Raw genomic sequence first — 15,104 nt, forward strand, 5'->3', positions numbered from 1 at the left:
CCCAGGTACTCGCCGCGGCGCTCCTTGGCGATCACGGTGGAGTAGACCTGGCCGGTGGTGACGTTGGCCGAGCCGTCCAGGTCGCGGTCGAGGAAACGCTCGTAGTGGCCGATGTCCAGGTCGGTCTCGGCGCCGTCGTTGGTGACGAACACCTCACCGTGCTGGAAGGGGTTCATCGTGCCGGGGTCGACGTTCAGGTACGGGTCGAGCTTCTGCATCACGACACGCAGGCCGCGGGCCTTGAGCAGCATGCCCAGGCTGGAGGCGGTCAGACCCTTGCCGAGCGAGGAGGCGACACCCCCGGTGACGAAGATGTGCTTGGTCGTCGTGCTCGTTCGAAAAGCGGCGGGCGGCGTGGCCAAGAGGGGACTCCCGTGGTCGCGGTGATTCGAGGGGCTGGGACCTAGCGGCGCGGGGCGTCCGGGCCGGGGCCGTAGGTGTAGGTGCGGGTGACTATCCCGGTGTCCAGGTCGAGCACGTCCTCGGCCGGCCCGAGGACATCGACGAGGAAGCCGTAGACATCCGTCTCGTGCGGGAGGCACACCTCCGCGAGGAGGCCGTACGGTCCCGCCACGGCGGTACAGGAGTGCACATCCCGGTGCGCGGCCAGGGTCGCGCTCACCTTCTCCAGTCCCGCCGGACGGACCTTCAGCCGCAGCAGTGCCCTGGCCGGCCTGCCCAGCAGGGCCGGGTCAACCAGCGTGCGCAGGCGCAGCACCCGGCGTTCCAGCAGCGACGCGACCCGGCGGCCCGCCGTGGCCGTGGAGAAGCCCAGCTCTCTGGCCAGGTCGGTGAGGGAGGCGCGGGCGTTGTCCCGCAGCAGTCCGGCGACCCGCTGGTCGGTGGGCGTGAGCTGGTACCGGTCCGCGAGCGCGGGCAGGGGCTGGACCAGGCTGGCCCGCAAGAGCTTCTCCTCGTCGTCGGTGAGAACCGGGGCGTACCACTCGGCTCCGGTCTTGAAGGAACGCAGCGTGAGGCACACATCGAGCACCTCCGCGTCGGGGAGGTCCGGGACCCCTTCCGCCAGGGCGTGCAGGAGCGGCCGGGACGGCACCGCGAGTTCGCACCACAGAGGGCCCGTCGCACCGCTCACAGCGGCGACGTTAAGCGCTTCCGCGCGCCGCGCCAACGCGTCACCAACGGCTTCCGGACAACCGGACCGGGACCTCAGGCGCAGCCAGGCGGTATGGCCGAGGGGACAGCGCAATCGGTCGTACTCGGCCGTGAAGCGGATGATTTCCAGGGCCAGCAGGCGCTGGAGCCGACGGGCCACGGAGCGCTCGTGCTCGCCCAGGATGCGCCCGACCTCCGCCACACCGGCCCGCGGGTTGATCTGGAACGCAGCGATGATTCGATGGTCAACTACATCGAGCATGTCGGAATCATTCATCGGGACGCCATGATGGCAGGATCTTTATCAAGAAAAAAAGGGGTGTTGTCGCAACCGATCACATGGGACAGACTGTTGTATCGTCACCAATCCGTGACGCGTGGTGAGCTTCTTGTATCCGCACAGGCCGATCAGGCCGAGAGGACAGAGCTTGTTAGGCGAGAGCACCTCCGCAGCAGTCGACAACCCGGTCACCTCCCATCAGTTCCGCTCCGTGATGGGGCACTTCTGTAGCGGCGTCACCGTGGTCACCGGCATGGGGACCGAGGCGCCGATGGGTTTCACCTGTCAGGCGTTCTCGTCCCTGTCGCTCGACCCGCCACGCGTCGTCCTGTGTGTCAGCCGCACCTCGGCCAGCTGGCCCGCGATCAGCGGAAGCGGTTCCTTCTGCGTCAATGTGCTGGCACAGCAACAGCGGGGGCTCAGCGACCGGTTCGCCCGGTCCGGCGGCGACAAGTTCCACGACGTGGACTGGGATCTGTCACCCGAGGGCTCGCCCCGGCTCGTCGGCGCCTGCGCGTGGATCGACTGCACGGTGTACGCCGAGCACGACGGCGGCGACCATCTCCTCGTCATCGGTGACGTACGCCGTCTCGTCGCGCCGGCCGAGGACCGCCGGCCGCTGCTGTACCACCGGGGCCGGTACGCACGCCTCGACGACATCACATGACCTGACCATCGGTTCCCCGACGGATCCGGACCGCCGTCCGGTCCCGCGGCTCCCCGCGGGTGTCCCGGCGGCCGGCCGGCAGCGCGAGCTGCCCGCCGTGTGATCCACCGGTCCCCGGTGCCGTCGTCCCTCGGATCCTGCACCCCGCACCCCGCACCCCGTGCCGGGCCGCCCGCATGCGGCCCGGCCTCTCGACCAGCCCTTTCCCGGGGCTGTTCCATCCCTGAAGAGGAGCACCGCACATGGCGGAGAACATCGTTGTCAACGTGCCCGAGCCGGCGGACGGCGTCCTGAGCGGCCTCGACGTGTTCGTCGGCGGCCCGATCCAGCACGCCATCCTGAGCACCGGGTTCGTAGGAGGCTTACAGGACGCCATCACCACCGCCATCGGCACCGTCACCGAGCACGGTGCCACCGTCTTCTCGGCCCATGTCGTGGAGAAGTTCGGGGAGCAGACCGCGGCCTTCACCCCGGAGCAGGTGTCGGTGCGTGACTTCCGCTGGATGCGGAAGTGCGACGTCTTCGTCCCGGTCCTGCCGCTGCTGGACGACGGCACGCTGCGCCGCACGGACGGCACCCACGTCGAGCTGGGCTGGGCCACGGCGCTCGGCCGCCCGATCGTGATGATCACCAAGCAGCCGTTCGCCGAGTCCGCGAGCCACCTGCTCAAGGGCCTGCACCGGGTGGGCGCGGTCCAGGTCATCGACTTCGACGACTTCGTGCAGAAGCCCGCACTGCTGGTCGACGCCGTCCTCGCGGCCACCGAACGGCAGCGCGAGGCGATCGGCGCCAGCCTCGTCGCCTGACCCGCCCAGCGCCCCGCAACCATCCGCCGGACGGAGTGAGAAGTGCCCGACATGGCCGTACTGGGCCTGCCGATCGACAACCCCGTGATCGTGGGATCCGGGTTGCTGACGGACCAGGAACGCAACATCCGCAGACTGATCGAAAAGGGCGCGGGTGCCGTGGTCACCAAGACCATCCACCCCAGCCCGCCCACCGGACTCGACGAGCGCATCCTGCGACTGCCCGTCGGCATGCTGAACAGCACCACGTACTCCAAACGCCCCGTCAACCACTGGCTGGGAGTGCTGCGTTCGTTCGCCGAGGACGGCCTCCCCGTCATCGCCTCCCTGCACGCCGACAGCCCCGCCGAACTCGCCGCCCTCGCCAAGGACGTCGAGTCCACCGGCTGCCGGGCGCTGGAGCTGGGCATCTCCTGCCTGAACGAGGAGGACGGCCTCGACGACGACAACCCCGACCGGGTCTACGCCTACACCGCCGAGACCCGCGGCCGCACCAGCCTCCCGCTCGCCGTGAAACTGGCCATCGGCGAGGGTCTGCACGACCGGGTCCGCGCGGCCATCGCGGGCGGCGCGGACGCCATCACCGTCAGCGACACCATCGCCGGCGCCGCCGTGTCACCCGAGACCGGCGCCCTGGAACTGGACGGTGTCTTCGGCTACTCGGGCCCCGGCATCAAACCGCTGGTCGTCGCCGCCATCTGGCAGCTGCGCCGGCGCGGCTTCGACCTGCCGATCCTGGCCAGCGGCGGGGTCACCGGCGGCCGGGACGTCGCCGACTACCTCGCTGTCGGCGCAGGCGCCGCCCAGGTCTACACGGCCCTGCACACCGACATGTACGACACCCTCCAGCGCATCCTCGCGGAGACCCGGGATCTCGTGGGCCCCGGAAGCCAGGCACCGGTGTCCCCCGCGCCCGAGGAGGCCAGGGCATGAGCCACGACCGCACCGCACCGGCGCGGCTGACCGACCTGACGAGCACACAGGTCACCGACGCGGTACGGGGCCGCACGGTGGTGTGGCCCATCGGAGCCGTGGAACAGCACGGCCCGCACCTGCCGCTCTCCGTCGACCTGCTCCTCGCCGAGGCCGTCGCCGACGGGATCGCCCGGGAACTGGACGCCTTCACCCTGCCCGCGCAGGCCGTCGGCGCCCGGTCGCTCCCGCAGAGCGGCGGCGGCCTCTACTTCCCCGGCACCGTGCACGTCACCGGCGGCACACTGATCGACTTCCTGCGGGACACGCTCACCTCCCTGGCCCAGCTGCCCATGGCCCGCCTCGTCGTGGTCAACGGCCACTTCGAGAACGAGCCCTTCCTCTTCGAGGCGCTGGACCAGGTGCGCCAGCAGGGCCTGCTGGACAGCACCGAGGTGTTCGCGTTCAGCTGGTGGAGCCTGGTACGGGACACCTGGACCGACGCCGAGATCGCCGAGTTCCCCGGCTGGCACGCCGAGCACGCCGGCGTGACCGAGACCAGCCTGATGCTGCACCTGCACCCGGAGCTGGTCACCGAGGAGCGCCCGGACCACGACCGGCCGCCCCGGGCCGGTGTCTATCTGCACCCCGTCGACGTCGAGCAGATCAGCAACCGCGGCATCCTGTCCTCGACCTCGGGATCCAGTGCCGCGCTGGGCGAGAAGCTCCTGCGCCATGTGCTCGACGAGGCGGTCGGCCTGATCCGCGGGGGCGAGGGGCTGCTCTTCGCCCAGACCCGCCCCGACCGCCGCTCCCTGCCCAGCGACCGACGTTCCCGCGCCGCCGAGCGCCGCACCGCCCAGCCCGGAGGACAGCACCCGTGAGCCGCAAGTTCCACCTCGCCTTCATCTTCAACTTCACCCCGGACGACTGGCAGGGCCCCTTCGGCACCGGCGGCTCCCCCTGGGACGGCCGGTTCCACACCGAGGTCGCCCAGGCCCTGGAACGCGCCTGCTTCGACTATGTGATCGTCGAGGACAAGCTGATGGTCCCGGAGAGCTACGGCGGCACCTCGGAGGCCGCCCTCAAGCAGGCCATGGTCGTCCCCAAGCACGACCCGGTGCCGCTCGCCGTCGCCATGGGCCTGGCCACCACCCGCCTCGGCGTCGTGGCCACGCTGTCCACCCTGGCCTACCCGCCGTTCATGACGGCCCGGCTCTCCTCCACCATGGACAGCATGCTCGGCGGACGCTTCGGCTGGAACATCGTCACCAGCGCCGAGGACCTGGCCGCCCAGAACTTCGGCATGGACAAGCTGCCGCCGCGGGACGTCCGGTACGAGATGGCCGACGAGTACGTCGACGTCGTCAAGCAGCTGTTCGCGTCCTGGGACCCCGACGCGGTCGTCCTGGACCGGGAGAACGGCGTCTACGCCGACCACACCAAGGTCCGGCCCGTCCACTTCCAGGGCAAGTACTTCAGCGTGCGGGGCCCGCTCAACACGGTCCCCTCGCCCCAGCACCGGCCCGCGTTCGTCCAGGCCGGGGCCTCGCCGCGGGGCCGGGCCTTCGCCGCGCGCAACGCGGACTCCATCATCGCCATCGCCAGCGGCCCCCAGAGCATGAAGGAGTTCCGCGACGACGTACGGCGCAAGGCCGCGGAGAACGGCCGCGACCCGGACTCCATCAAGGTGCTGTTCTGCGTCACGCCGACGCTCGGCGAGACGGAGCAGGACGCCCGCGAGAAGCAGGCCCGCATGGTCTCCTCCCCGCAGTTCATCCAGGACATCCTGGCCCAGGTGTCGGCCCTCACCGAGATCGACTTCGCCCAGTTCGACCTGGACAAGCCCCTGCCGCACCAGCTCACCACCAACGGCGAGCGGGGCACCCTGGACAAGTTCCAGCAGTGGGGGAGCGGCAAGACCCTGCGGGAACTGGTCATCGACGGGGCCGGCGGGCTGGTGTCCTCCGTGGACCTGGTCGGCACCCCGGACCAGGTCGCCGAGCGGATGGGCGAGGTGATGGAGGAGGCCGGCGGCGACGGGTTCATGATCACCACACCGCTGCTCCGGCTCAACCGGCGCTACATCGCCGAGGTCACGGACGGCCTCGTCCCGGCGCTCCAGCGGCGCGGACTGACCCGGAGCGCCTACACACCGGGCAACACCCTCCGGCAGAACCTCACGGAATTCTGACCGGCACCGCGATGCCGACGCCCACCACACAACCGCTCGCGCTGCACCCGGCCGCCCAGGACCTCCTCTTCCGGCAGGCCCGCACCGCGGACCGGTTCACCGACGAGCCGGTCTCCGACGAGACGGTCAGGGCGGTGCACGAACTGGTACGCCTCGGCCCGACGGCGTTCAACCAGCAGCCGCTGCGCCTGCTCCTGCTGCGCTCGGCGGCGAGCCGCGAGCGGCTCGCGCCCCATCTCTCCCGGGGCAACCGGGAAAAGACCCTGCGGGCGCCGCTCACCGCGCTTCTCGCGGTGGACACCCGTTTCCACCGCAGACTGCCGGAACTATTCCCGGCGTTTCCCGGCGCGGCCGATCTGTACACCGGAAATGACGCCCTGCGGGAACGGTCCGCGCTGCTCAACGGTGCGCTCCAGGCCGCTTATCTCCTCATCGGCATACGCGCGGCCGGTCTGGCAGCCGGCCCGATGAGCGGATTCGACGAGGCGGGCGTCAACCGGGAATTCTTCCCGGAGGGCGACCTGCGCGCGCTGCTCGTGGTGAACATCGGCAGGCCCGCCGGGCCACCGCCCCGGCCGCGCGGGCCCCGGCTGTCGTACGAGGAGACCTGTACGACGCTGTGATCCCCGCGGACCGTCCGGCCCCCGCCCTCAGAGCGGGGGCCGGGAGCCGGCCGGTGCCGCCTCGCGCACCTGATCGCGGTACCACTGGCCCCACTTGTCCAGCTCGTCGGTGATGGCGTCCAGGCTGTGGCCGATGTCGGTGAGCGCGTACTCCACCCGCGGCGGCACCTCCCGGTACACCGTCCGGGAGACCAGCCCGTCCTCCTCCAGCTCGCGCAGCTGGCGGGTCAGCATGCGCTGGGTGACACCCGGCAGGGCACGCCGCAGCTCGCCGAATCGATGTGTCCCGGCCACCAGCTGTTTCAGAATGGCCAGTTTCCAGCGGCCCCCCAGAATCTCCATCGCGAACTCGACGGCGCACTGATCCGGTGATTCCTCGACCCTCGAACGCACCGTTGACCTCCATTGGTATACCCAGTGGCACTAGGCCACAGAAAAGACCGTACTTGCGGCCCGAGTCGGTACCTCCAGAAACTGAGAATATGTCACACAAGGAAGCGCCGGCAGCCCCGCGCACGGTCGGCGGAACGGCACAGACGGCAGAGTCGGAAGAGGCGGCCCGCATCCACCGAAGGCGCTGGCTGGTGCTCGCCGTGGTGTCGGGCAGCCTGCTGCTGTGCGGCACCGACCTCACGGTGCTGCATGTCGCGGTGCCCCGGATGAGCCAGGAGCTGGAACCGTCGCCCGCACAGCTGCTGTGGATCGTCGACGTCTACTCCCTCACGCTCGCCGCGCTGCTGGTGACCTGCGGCACGCTCGGCGACCGGATCGGCCGGCGCCGCATGGTGCTCAGCGGCTTCTTCACCTTCGGCCTCGCCTCGACGGCGTGCGCCTTCGCCGCGACCACCGCGCAGCTGATCGCGGCACGCGCCGCGCTCGGCGTCGGCGCGGCCATGATCATGGCGTCCACGGTGGCGATCATCCGGGTCGTCTTCGCCGACGACCGCGAACGGGCCGTGGCCATCGGCATCTGGACCGCCGCGCACAGTGTCGGCGCGACCATCGGCCCCCTGGTCGGCGGGCTCGTCACCGAGAAATGGGGCTGGGGCGCGGTCTTCCTGATCAACGTGCCCGTCATCGTCGTCATCCTGGCCGTCGGCGCCAAGGTGATCCCCGAGTCCCGCAATCCGCAGCCGCGCCGCTGGGACGTGGCGAGCGTGGCGCTCTCCGTCACCGGCCTGGCCGGCGTGGTCTACGCCCTCAAGCAGGCCGGCGAACACGCGGGCGTCGACGCCGTCATCCTCGTCACGGCCGTCGCGGGCGCCGCGCTGCTGTACGTCTTCGTGCGCCGCCAGCGCCGCATCCCCGAACCCCTGCTGGACTTCACCCTGTTCCGCGAGCGTCGGTTCACCACCGCGACCCTGTGTGTGATCGGCTGCTTCGGCAGCTATGTGGCGCTGCTGTTCTTCCTCACCCAGTGGCTCCAGCAGGTCGGCGAGTACTCCCCGCTGCGCGCCGGTCTCGCGCTCATGCCGCTGGCCGCCGCCAACGCGGTCGGCGCCGTCACGGCACCCTGGGCCTCCGGCCGCTGGGGCAACCGGTGGTCGCTCACGGCGGCGCTCGCGCTCTTCGCCCTCGCCATGGCCGTCATCGCCCTCACCGGAGACACCGGCCGGTACGTCGCCCTGCTGGCCCCGCTGGTCTGCGCGGGATACGGCGCCGGCATCGTGATGACCCTCGGCGCCGACTCCATCATGAGCGCGGCCCAGCCGGAGCGGTCCGGGGAGGCGGCGGCGATCCAGGAGACCTCCTTCGAACTCGGCGCGGGCCTCGGCGTCGCCGTCCTCGGCACGGTACTGACCGCCGCCTACCGCACCGGGCTGCCGTCCGTCCCCGGACTCGACCCCGGCGAACGGGCCACGGCCGAGAAGTCCTTCGCGGCGATGGAGGGACTGGCCCCGCACCTGCCGCAGCGCACCGCCGACACCTTGCTGCGCGCCGGACAGCACGCCTACGACCGCGGGTTCACCGCGGTGACCACCATCGCCGCGTTCGGCCTGGCCGGCACCGCCCTGCTGGCGGCCCTGCTCCTGCGCCCCCGCCCGGCCGACGACTCCGCGGCCGGCGGAGAGACCTGAGACCACCCTCCCGGGGTGCCGCACACGCGACGGCGGCACCCCGGCGGGCAACGCGCCTCCCGGCCTGTGACCTTCTGGAGGCCGGGAGCCGGAGGGGACACCCGGTCCGGCCTGTGGCGCCGGCCCCGCCCGGGTCGGGCCGCGTGCCGTAGCCGCCCGCCGCGTACCCGCCCCGGCCGCCTCGGTCAGGCCGAGCGTCGGTCTCCGTGAAGTGTCATCCCGTCAGGCCCCGTACCCCCCGTCCACCGAGAACTCCGCGCCCGTGACGTAAGCCGCGTCCGGACCCGTGAGGAAGGCCACCAGGGAGGCCACCTCCTCGGCCGTGCCGAAGCGGCCGAGCGCCGTCATGGCCGCCTGACCGGAGGCGTACGGGCCGTCCGCGGGGTTCATGTCGGTGTCGGTCGGGCCGGGGTGCACGACGTTCGCCGTGATGCCGCGACCGGCCAGCTCCCGGGCCAGCGCCTTCGTCAGCCCGACCATGGCCGACTTGCTCATCGCGTACAACGTGGCCCCGGGCCCCGGCACGCGCCCGGCGACACAGCTGCCGATGGTGATGATCCGGCCGCCGGGCCCCATGAGTCCGGCGGCGGACTGGGCGGCCAGGAACACTCCGCGCACGTTCACGGCGAGGAGCCGGTCGATGTCGGCGAGGGACAAGCCCTCCAGCGGCCCCATCAGTCCGACCGCCGCATTGCTCACCAGGACGTCAAGGCCGCCCAGTTCCTCCGCCGCGCGCCGCACCGCGCCCGCCGCCTCCGCCGCGTCGGCGGAGTCCGCGCGCAGCGCCACCGCCCGCCGCCCCAGCGCCTCGATGTCCCGTACGACCTTCTCGGCCGCGTCCTTGCCGTGCACATAGGTCACCGCCACGTCCGCGCCGTCGCGTGCCAGCCGCAGTGCCGTCGCCGCGCCGATGCCCCGGCTGCCGCCGGTGACCAGTGCCGTCCTGCCGTTCGGTTCAGTTCGTGAAGTCATGACCCCATCCCACCCGAGGGCCATGGCGGACACCGGCGGCGAACGGACGTCGACCTCGGCGGCCTCGGTGCGGTGGCGCCCGGTCAGCCCTGCCCCGCCCCGCGCGGGCTGATCAGTCCGGTGTCGTAGGCGAGGATGGTGGCCTGCACCCGGTCGCGCAGGCCGAGTTTGGACAACAGGGCGTTCACATGGCTCTTGACCGTGCCCGTGGTGACACCGAGTTCGGCGCCGATCTCGGCGTTGGTCAGCCCGGAGGCGATCTTCAGCAGGACCTCCCGCTCGCGCTGGGTGAGCTGACCGAGGGGCCCGGCGGCGGACGGCGGGGGCGGGGCACTGCGCGCGAAGGTGTCGATGAGCCGGCGGGTCACGGCGGGTGCCAGGATGCCTTCGCCGTCCGCGACCACCCGGATCGCGGACAACAGGTCCTCGGGCCTGGCGTCCTTCAGCAGGAACCCGGACGCCCCGGCACGCAGCGCCTCGTACACGTACTCGTCCAGGTCGAACGTGGTGAGCACCAGGACCCGCGGGCCGCCGGCCGACGCCGTGATCAGCCGGGTCGCGGTGAGTCCGTCCATGCCAGGCATCCGGATGTCCATCAGGACGACATCGGCCTCCCGGGCCGCGGCGAGCGACACGGCCGTCGCCCCGTCGCCCGCCTCGGCGACCACCGTCAGATCGGGTTCGGCGTCCACGATGGCCGCGAACCCGGCCCGGACCACGGCCTGGTCGTCGACGACGATCACGCGTATGGCGACGGGAACACCTCCTGGACGGGGGCCGGAACGGCTCCGGCCGGCAACGACACCCGTAGCGTACCGGCCGGCTCGCACTGGATCCGCCCCTCACCGGCGGCGACCTGCACCCGCAGGCGTTCGGCGACCGGGCCCGCGACGGCGAGCCGGACGCCCTTCACGGTGATCCGCAGTGTGCCCCGGCGGCGCCGCAGGCTCACCCGGGCCGGTCCGGGATCGCCCGCGCCCAGCGCCGCTTCGACGATCCGGTAGACCGAGACCTGCACGGACGGCGGCAGGTCCCGGGCGGCCTCGGGCAGGCCCCGCAGCCGTACGTCACGCCCGCCGCGGCACAGCGCGTCGCACAACGCGTCCAGGTCGGCCGCTGTCGGCGAGGGGGCCAGCCGGCCACCGGGCCCCGTGCCGCCGCCGTCGCCGTCGCCGTCCGCACCCGCGTCGCCCAGGCTGTGCAGCATCTCCCGCATCGCGGCCAGCGCCGCCCTGGCCGTGCCGGCCACCTCCGCCAGGTCACCGCGCCCGGCCGCGCCCATGAGGGCCCGGGTGTGCGCCAGCACGGCGTCGTGCAGCGTCGCCGCCAGCCGCTGCCGTTCGGCGGCGGCGGCCCGGTCCGCGTGCCACATCGAGCTGGCGAACGCGAAGTCGTCGTAGGCCAGGGCGCGCAGCCGCCGGCGCCGGACGATCAGCCCGGCACCCCACAGGGCCGCGAAGAGCGGGGCGGTCAGGACGGACAAGAAGCAGGCCAGCAGCACGGCCTCGCCCGGGCCCGTGGGCTCACCCGCCATCGAACCGTCGGCGTACGACGCGAGCGTCAGGGAACCGGCCGCACTGAACGCCGCGACGAGCGGCACGGGCCAGGTGCGCCCCGCCCCCTGCCCGAAGGCGGCGATCGCGTACACGGCCAGTGTCTCCACGAGCAGCCCGCAGGCGAGGAACTGCGCGGCGTGGGACGGAAGACGCAGCGCCGAGACGGCCACCGGCCCCAGCCAGGCCGTCGCCAGTACGGCGAGGAAGGCGGCCCACGGAGCACGCCTGCGCCACAGCAGCGGCAGCGCGTGCAGCACCAGAAGTCCGCACACCACCAGCAGCGCCGGGAGCGCGGCCCTGCGCATGGCGGCCGACCAGTCCTCGGTGAGCCCGAGTATGCAGGACACGGGCAGGATCATCGCCGCGAAAGCGAGGGCGGGATCGGCGAGCCGCTGCTCGCGCAGCACATCACGCCGCCAGCCGTGCTCGTCGGGCCGTCGTGGTGCGGCGCCGTCGGGCAGCGTCGCGCGGACCAGCCAGCCGCCCTCCCGGGTGGGGCCTGCGGTCAGTTCGCCCCCCGCCGCGGCGGCCCGCTCCCGCATCCCGGCCACTCCGCGCCCTCCGCCGAGGTCCCCGGAGCCCTGCGGTGCGGTGCGCGGCGGCGCGTTCTCCACGGTCAGTTCGAGCAGGCCGTCCGTCCGCCGCACCAGCACCCGCGTGGCGGCGCCCGGCGCGTACCGCAGCGTGTTGGTGAGGGCCTCGCGGACGATGCCGTGGACCGCCTCGGCAGGCGGACCGGCCAGGTCGTCGGGGAGCTGTGCGGTGACCGGCCGCCCCAGCCTGCCGAAACCCGCGACCAGTTCCTCGATCCGCCCGCTCATCGGCCGGTGGTCAGGGCGGTCGGCCACCCACAGCAGTCCGACGAGGCGTTGCAGCGCCGTGAGGGTCTCGGCACCGGTGCGTTCCGCGAAGGACAGCGCCTCGGCGGCCAGGTCGGGCCTGCTGTCCTGCAGCCTGCTGGCGGCATCGACTGTCACCACGACCGAGGTGAGGTGATGGGCGCTCACATCGTGCAGCTCCCGGGCGAGACGCCGGCGTTCGTGGTCGCCCGCCAGCCGGCGGGTGTGCTCCGCCCCGGCCAGCCGCCGGGTCGCCGTCAGCCGTCCGGCGAGCCACTGCCGCCGGGTCTCGCCGAGCCCCGCGCACAGCACGTACACGCCCAGGGCGACCGCCATGGACGACAGCAGCGGGGCCCGCGGCCCCTCCTGCACGGCGGACAGCAGCCACTCGACGCCCACGGCCCCGGCGAGGGCGCGCACCGTCACCGGTACCGGGCAGCGCACGGCGACGGAGTACAGGGCGATCAGCGGGCCGATGCCGAGGTAGCCGTCCGGCCGGACGAGCCCGCCGAGCACCAGGGCGGCCAGGGTGCCGGCCAGCGCCCGCAGGGGAGCGCTGCGGCGCCACCCCAGCGCGACGGCCTCCACGGCCGACGCGCTCACCAGGCCGAGCATGCCGAGAAGGCCCGGCGGGCCCGTCGGGCCGTCCGGGCCGACCCCGGACCAGAGCAGGGCGCCCTGCCCGGCCGCCAGCAGCAGGGGCAGAAGCCAGGTGCGTGTCGTCTCCATGTCACCCACGAGCGTAAAGTCCGGCTCGTGCGGCAGGCACCGGGCCTGAGGCCGAGGTCCGTCTCCACCCTGGGATAGAGACACCACCCGAGGATGGAGACACCGGATCATGCCGGGGGTCGATGGCGCGCGGGGGCGTCTTCGGTCAGGCTGACGGCATGACACAGCCACTGCTCGCCGAGCAACTCCCGTACCACCGCCTGGCCCGCCTGGCCCGCCTGGCACCGCGCTACCGGTGGTGGCGCCCCCTGCTCGGGACCGTGGTCGTGGCCGTGGCATACATGATCACTCTGATCGTGCTCATGATCGTCGTCGCGGCCCTGGGGGCCGGCATGGGCTACGCGGAAGACGCCGACGGCTGGCCGGAGTTCGGCCCCGTCGCCGGCACCGCGGTGGACCTGCTCACGATCGCGGCGGGCATACCCGTGCTGCTGCTGATCGTGCGCTGGATCGGCGGCCGGCCCGCCGGCACGGTCTCCTCCGTGACCGGGCGGCTGAGATGGCGCTGGCTGGCGCTGTGTGCGCTGACCGCCGTGCCGATCCTCGGCCTGGCGATGGGCGCCATGTTCCTGCTGCCCGCTGAGCCCGGTGACCCGGAGGGCCAGTGGGTGGGGTGGTCCGCCTTCGTACGGGCCCTCGCCATGCTGGTGGTACTGGTGCCGCTGCAGGCAGCTGCCGAGGAGTACGTCTTCCGCGGCTGGCTCACCCAGACCGCCGGGGCGTTCCTGCGCTCACCCTGGATCGCGCTCGTACCCCAGGCGGTCCTGTTCGCCGCCGCCCACGGCTGGGGCACCGCCTGGGGCTTCGTGGACCTGGTGGTGTTCGGAGTGGCCGCGGGCTGGCTGACCTGGCGGACGGGCGGCCTGGAGGCGTCCATCGCCCTGCACGCGGTCAACAACGTCCTCGCCTTCGGTGTCTCCGCCGCCGTCGTCGACGGGCTCAGCAGCGACGAGACGGCGGCCGACGCGAGCTGGCAGCTGGTCGTGTTCGACGTAGTGGGCATCGCGCTGTACACGGCGGCCGTGGCCTGGTGGCTGCGCCGCCGGCGACTGCAGCGGACGGCCGCGGCCCCGCAGCCACCGGCCTTCCCTGCGGCCTACGCCGGCGTCCCCATGCCGCCGCAGTGGCCCGGGTACCCGGCTCCCGGTGCGTCGGTACCGACACCGTGGCCGGTCCATCCCGGCGGCCATGGGCCGTACGTCGCTCCGCCGGGGGCGGGCGGGCCCGGGCAAGGCTCGTTCGTAACTCCGCCGGGGGCGGGCGGCCCTGGGCAAGGTTCGTTCGGTGCTCCGTCGGCGGCGGGCGGGCCGGGGCAGGGTAGGTCCGCTGCCGCGCCGTGGCCGGGTGAGTCTGGTCAGGGTGCGGCCCTTCCGCCATCGGCTCCGAACGCGGGCGGGGGTGAGGGCGGGGGCAGCTCGGCTCGCGCTTGAGCCAGGGCGCCTGCCGGTGTCGGCGCCGCGGCGGTCTGCGGGGAGGTGCGCCGCGTAAGGGTGGCCAGGGTGGTGACGGCGTCGGTGGCGTCCGTGCCGCGCGGGCGAACTCCCGGTCCACGGCCGCCAAGTGCGGACAGCAGTCTGCGCGGCGTGCCGAAGGACGTCCACGATCCGGGTCATCCGCACCGCTCGTCCTGCCCGCACGGCCCGTACGGCCCACCCCGCCCGTACAGTCCGCACAGCCCGCTCTGCCGGTCAACCGAGGCGGGTGGCGATGATCCGCGCGCATGCGAGGGACTCCTGGTGGGGCGTGTCGACCTCCAGGTCGTACTCCACGCCCTCGTGCACCACGTCGGCCTGGGAGGCGGCCATGCCCTGGTCCCGGTCTCCTCGGGCGATCTCACGTTCCGCGGCGACCGAGGCCGCACAGCGGACACCGACCCACAGCACCTCAAGCCCGTCCAGGGCCTTCCACCACCGCCGCTGGGAGGCCGCGCCACCGAGGAACACGTCGTCGACGACGACCCTGGCGCCGGCGCGTGCCGTCGCCGCGACGCCTGCCATCCAGGCGGCCTCCAGCGTCCGGAAGTCGGCCCCGACGCGTACCCCACCGTCCGTGGCGAACTCGATCCCGCCGTCCGCTCCCCTGAGCTTCGCGGGCAGCGCGTCGACGAGCGAGTCGATCCCGAAGGCCAGCCAGGGATCGGGCAGCAGTGTTTGCAGACAGCGCACGATCCCGGACTTCCCGGAGCTGGAACCACCGTTGAGAAGGATCACCTGAGTCGTCACCGTGCCACAGTACGGAACCTTCGCCGACCACCGTGGTCGGTCTGGCAGGACGGCACGCCGGAGCGGCGGCTCGACGTGCCGCGCGCCCGGCTGGTGGAAGATCTTTCCGGCGG

The 15,104-nt window shown here is 72.7% G+C and carries 14 protein-coding genes and 1 pseudogene; 8 read left to right on the forward strand and 7 right to left on the reverse strand.

The window, feature by feature from the left end; translation table 11 throughout:
* Positions 1-362, reverse strand: a pseudogene (locus tag ACF073_RS22180) (CTP synthase); the annotation flags it as partial.
* A gap of 41 nt (positions 363-403) precedes the next feature.
* The gene (locus ACF073_RS22185; protein ID WP_392072490.1) at positions 404-1,375 is read right to left on the reverse strand and encodes an Lrp/AsnC family transcriptional regulator; all 972 of its coding nucleotides are present in this window, start codon (positions 1,373-1,375) and stop codon (positions 404-406) included.
* 166 nt (positions 1,376-1,541) lie between these two features.
* On the opposite strand from ACF073_RS22185, the gene ACF073_RS22190 reads away from it, so the two are divergent.
* The 6 genes from ACF073_RS22190 to ACF073_RS22215 all read left to right on the forward strand — a co-directional run bounded on the left by ACF073_RS22190 (position 1,542) and on the right by ACF073_RS22215 (position 6,595).
* On the forward strand, positions 1,542-2,060 hold the full coding sequence (locus ACF073_RS22190) for a flavin reductase family protein (RefSeq protein ID WP_392072492.1): 519 nt from the start codon (positions 1,542-1,544) through the stop codon (positions 2,058-2,060).
* A 242-nt stretch (positions 2,061-2,302) separates the two neighbouring features.
* Positions 2,303-2,866 carry a nucleoside 2-deoxyribosyltransferase gene (locus ACF073_RS22195; RefSeq protein ID WP_392072494.1) on the forward strand — a complete coding sequence of 188 codons (564 nt, stop codon included), beginning with the start codon at positions 2,303-2,305 and terminating at the stop codon, positions 2,864-2,866.
* Between the two features lie 51 nt (positions 2,867-2,917).
* Entirely contained in the window at positions 2,918-3,799 is an 882-nt protein-coding gene (locus ACF073_RS22200) for a dihydroorotate dehydrogenase (protein ID WP_392072496.1), read from the forward strand.
* A complete protein-coding gene (locus ACF073_RS22205; protein WP_392072498.1) occupies positions 3,796-4,662 on the forward strand; it encodes a creatininase family protein in 867 nt (288 codons plus the stop codon). Before ACF073_RS22200 ends, ACF073_RS22205 begins: the two co-directional genes overlap by 4 nt.
* Positions 4,659-5,972, forward strand: coding sequence for an NtaA/DmoA family FMN-dependent monooxygenase (locus tag ACF073_RS22210; RefSeq protein WP_392072499.1), 1,314 nt, complete (start codon positions 4,659-4,661; stop codon positions 5,970-5,972). The genes ACF073_RS22205 and ACF073_RS22210 overlap by 4 nt, the downstream gene beginning before the upstream one ends.
* Before the next feature lie 11 nt (positions 5,973-5,983).
* Complete coding sequence (locus ACF073_RS22215) at positions 5,984-6,595, forward strand: malonic semialdehyde reductase (protein ID WP_392072501.1); 612 nt, start codon at positions 5,984-5,986, stop codon at positions 6,593-6,595.
* 27 nt (positions 6,596-6,622) lie between these two features.
* Here the strand turns inward: ACF073_RS22215 and ACF073_RS22220 are convergent, their stop codons facing one another.
* Entirely contained in the window at positions 6,623-6,988 is a 366-nt protein-coding gene (locus tag ACF073_RS22220; protein ID WP_392072503.1) for a winged helix-turn-helix transcriptional regulator, read from the reverse strand.
* An 89-nt stretch (positions 6,989-7,077) separates the two neighbouring features.
* Between ACF073_RS22220 and ACF073_RS22225 the strand changes: the two genes are divergently transcribed.
* Entirely contained in the window at positions 7,078-8,673 is a 1,596-nt protein-coding gene (locus tag ACF073_RS22225) for an MFS transporter (protein ID WP_392072505.1), read from the forward strand.
* A gap of 222 nt (positions 8,674-8,895) precedes the next feature.
* Here ACF073_RS22225 and ACF073_RS22230 read toward each other — a convergent pair whose 3' ends face one another.
* From ACF073_RS22230 to ACF073_RS22240, 3 genes are all read right to left on the reverse strand, one after another.
* Entirely contained in the window at positions 8,896-9,645 is a 750-nt protein-coding gene (locus ACF073_RS22230; RefSeq protein ID WP_392072506.1) for an SDR family oxidoreductase, read from the reverse strand.
* A gap of 83 nt (positions 9,646-9,728) precedes the next feature.
* Positions 9,729-10,388: a response regulator gene (locus ACF073_RS22235; RefSeq protein ID WP_392072509.1), complete on the reverse strand. Its 660-nt coding sequence runs from the start codon at positions 10,386-10,388 to the stop codon at positions 9,729-9,731.
* Complete coding sequence (locus ACF073_RS22240; protein ID WP_392072510.1) at positions 10,385-12,769, reverse strand: histidine kinase; 2,385 nt, start codon at positions 12,767-12,769, stop codon at positions 10,385-10,387. The genes ACF073_RS22235 and ACF073_RS22240 overlap by 4 nt, the downstream gene beginning before the upstream one ends.
* A gap of 158 nt (positions 12,770-12,927) precedes the next feature.
* Here ACF073_RS22240 and ACF073_RS22245 point away from each other — a divergent pair, with 158 nt between their 5' ends.
* Positions 12,928-14,199 (forward strand): CPBP family intramembrane glutamic endopeptidase, encoded by a 1,272-nt coding sequence (locus ACF073_RS22245; RefSeq protein WP_392072512.1) that lies wholly within the window; start codon positions 12,928-12,930, stop codon positions 14,197-14,199.
* A gap of 258 nt (positions 14,200-14,457) precedes the next feature.
* On the opposite strand, the gene cpt is transcribed toward ACF073_RS22245, so the two are convergent.
* The gene (cpt, locus tag ACF073_RS22250; protein ID WP_392072514.1) at positions 14,458-14,991 is read right to left on the reverse strand and encodes a chloramphenicol phosphotransferase CPT; all 534 of its coding nucleotides are present in this window, start codon (positions 14,989-14,991) and stop codon (positions 14,458-14,460) included.
* Between the last annotated feature and the right edge of the window lie 113 nt (positions 14,992-15,104).

Origin of the sequence: Streptomyces sp. NPDC015171 (assembly GCF_043079545.1) — a bacterium.
In the GTDB taxonomy this organism is placed as follows: domain Bacteria; phylum Actinomycetota; class Actinomycetes; order Streptomycetales; family Streptomycetaceae; genus Streptomyces.

What these genes read in the sequence shown, in the direction of transcription:
- ACF073_RS22200 (WP_392072496.1), top strand. Translation starts at nt 2,918, where the DNA reads ATGGCCGTACTGGGCCTGCCGATCGACAACCCCGTGATCGTGGGATCC.
- ACF073_RS22205 (WP_392072498.1), top strand. Translation starts at nt 3,796, where the DNA reads ATGAGCCACGACCGCACCGCACCGGCGCGGCTGACCGACCTGACGAGC.
- ACF073_RS22240 (WP_392072510.1), bottom strand. Translation starts at nt 12,769, where the DNA reads ATGGAGACGACACGCACCTGGCTTCTGCCCCTGCTGCTGGCGGCCGGG.
- ACF073_RS22195 (WP_392072494.1), top strand. Translation starts at nt 2,303, where the DNA reads ATGGCGGAGAACATCGTTGTCAACGTGCCCGAGCCGGCGGACGGCGTC.
- ACF073_RS22185 (WP_392072490.1), bottom strand. Translation starts at nt 1,375, where the DNA reads ATGCTCGATGTAGTTGACCATCGAATCATCGCTGCGTTCCAGATCAAC.
- ACF073_RS22225 (WP_392072505.1), top strand. Translation starts at nt 7,078, where the DNA reads ATGTCACACAAGGAAGCGCCGGCAGCCCCGCGCACGGTCGGCGGAACG.
- ACF073_RS22245 (WP_392072512.1), top strand. Translation starts at nt 12,928, where the DNA reads ATGACACAGCCACTGCTCGCCGAGCAACTCCCGTACCACCGCCTGGCC.
- ACF073_RS22215 (WP_392072501.1), top strand. Translation starts at nt 5,984, where the DNA reads ATGCCGACGCCCACCACACAACCGCTCGCGCTGCACCCGGCCGCCCAG.
- ACF073_RS22230 (WP_392072506.1), bottom strand. Translation starts at nt 9,645, where the DNA reads ATGACTTCACGAACTGAACCGAACGGCAGGACGGCACTGGTCACCGGC.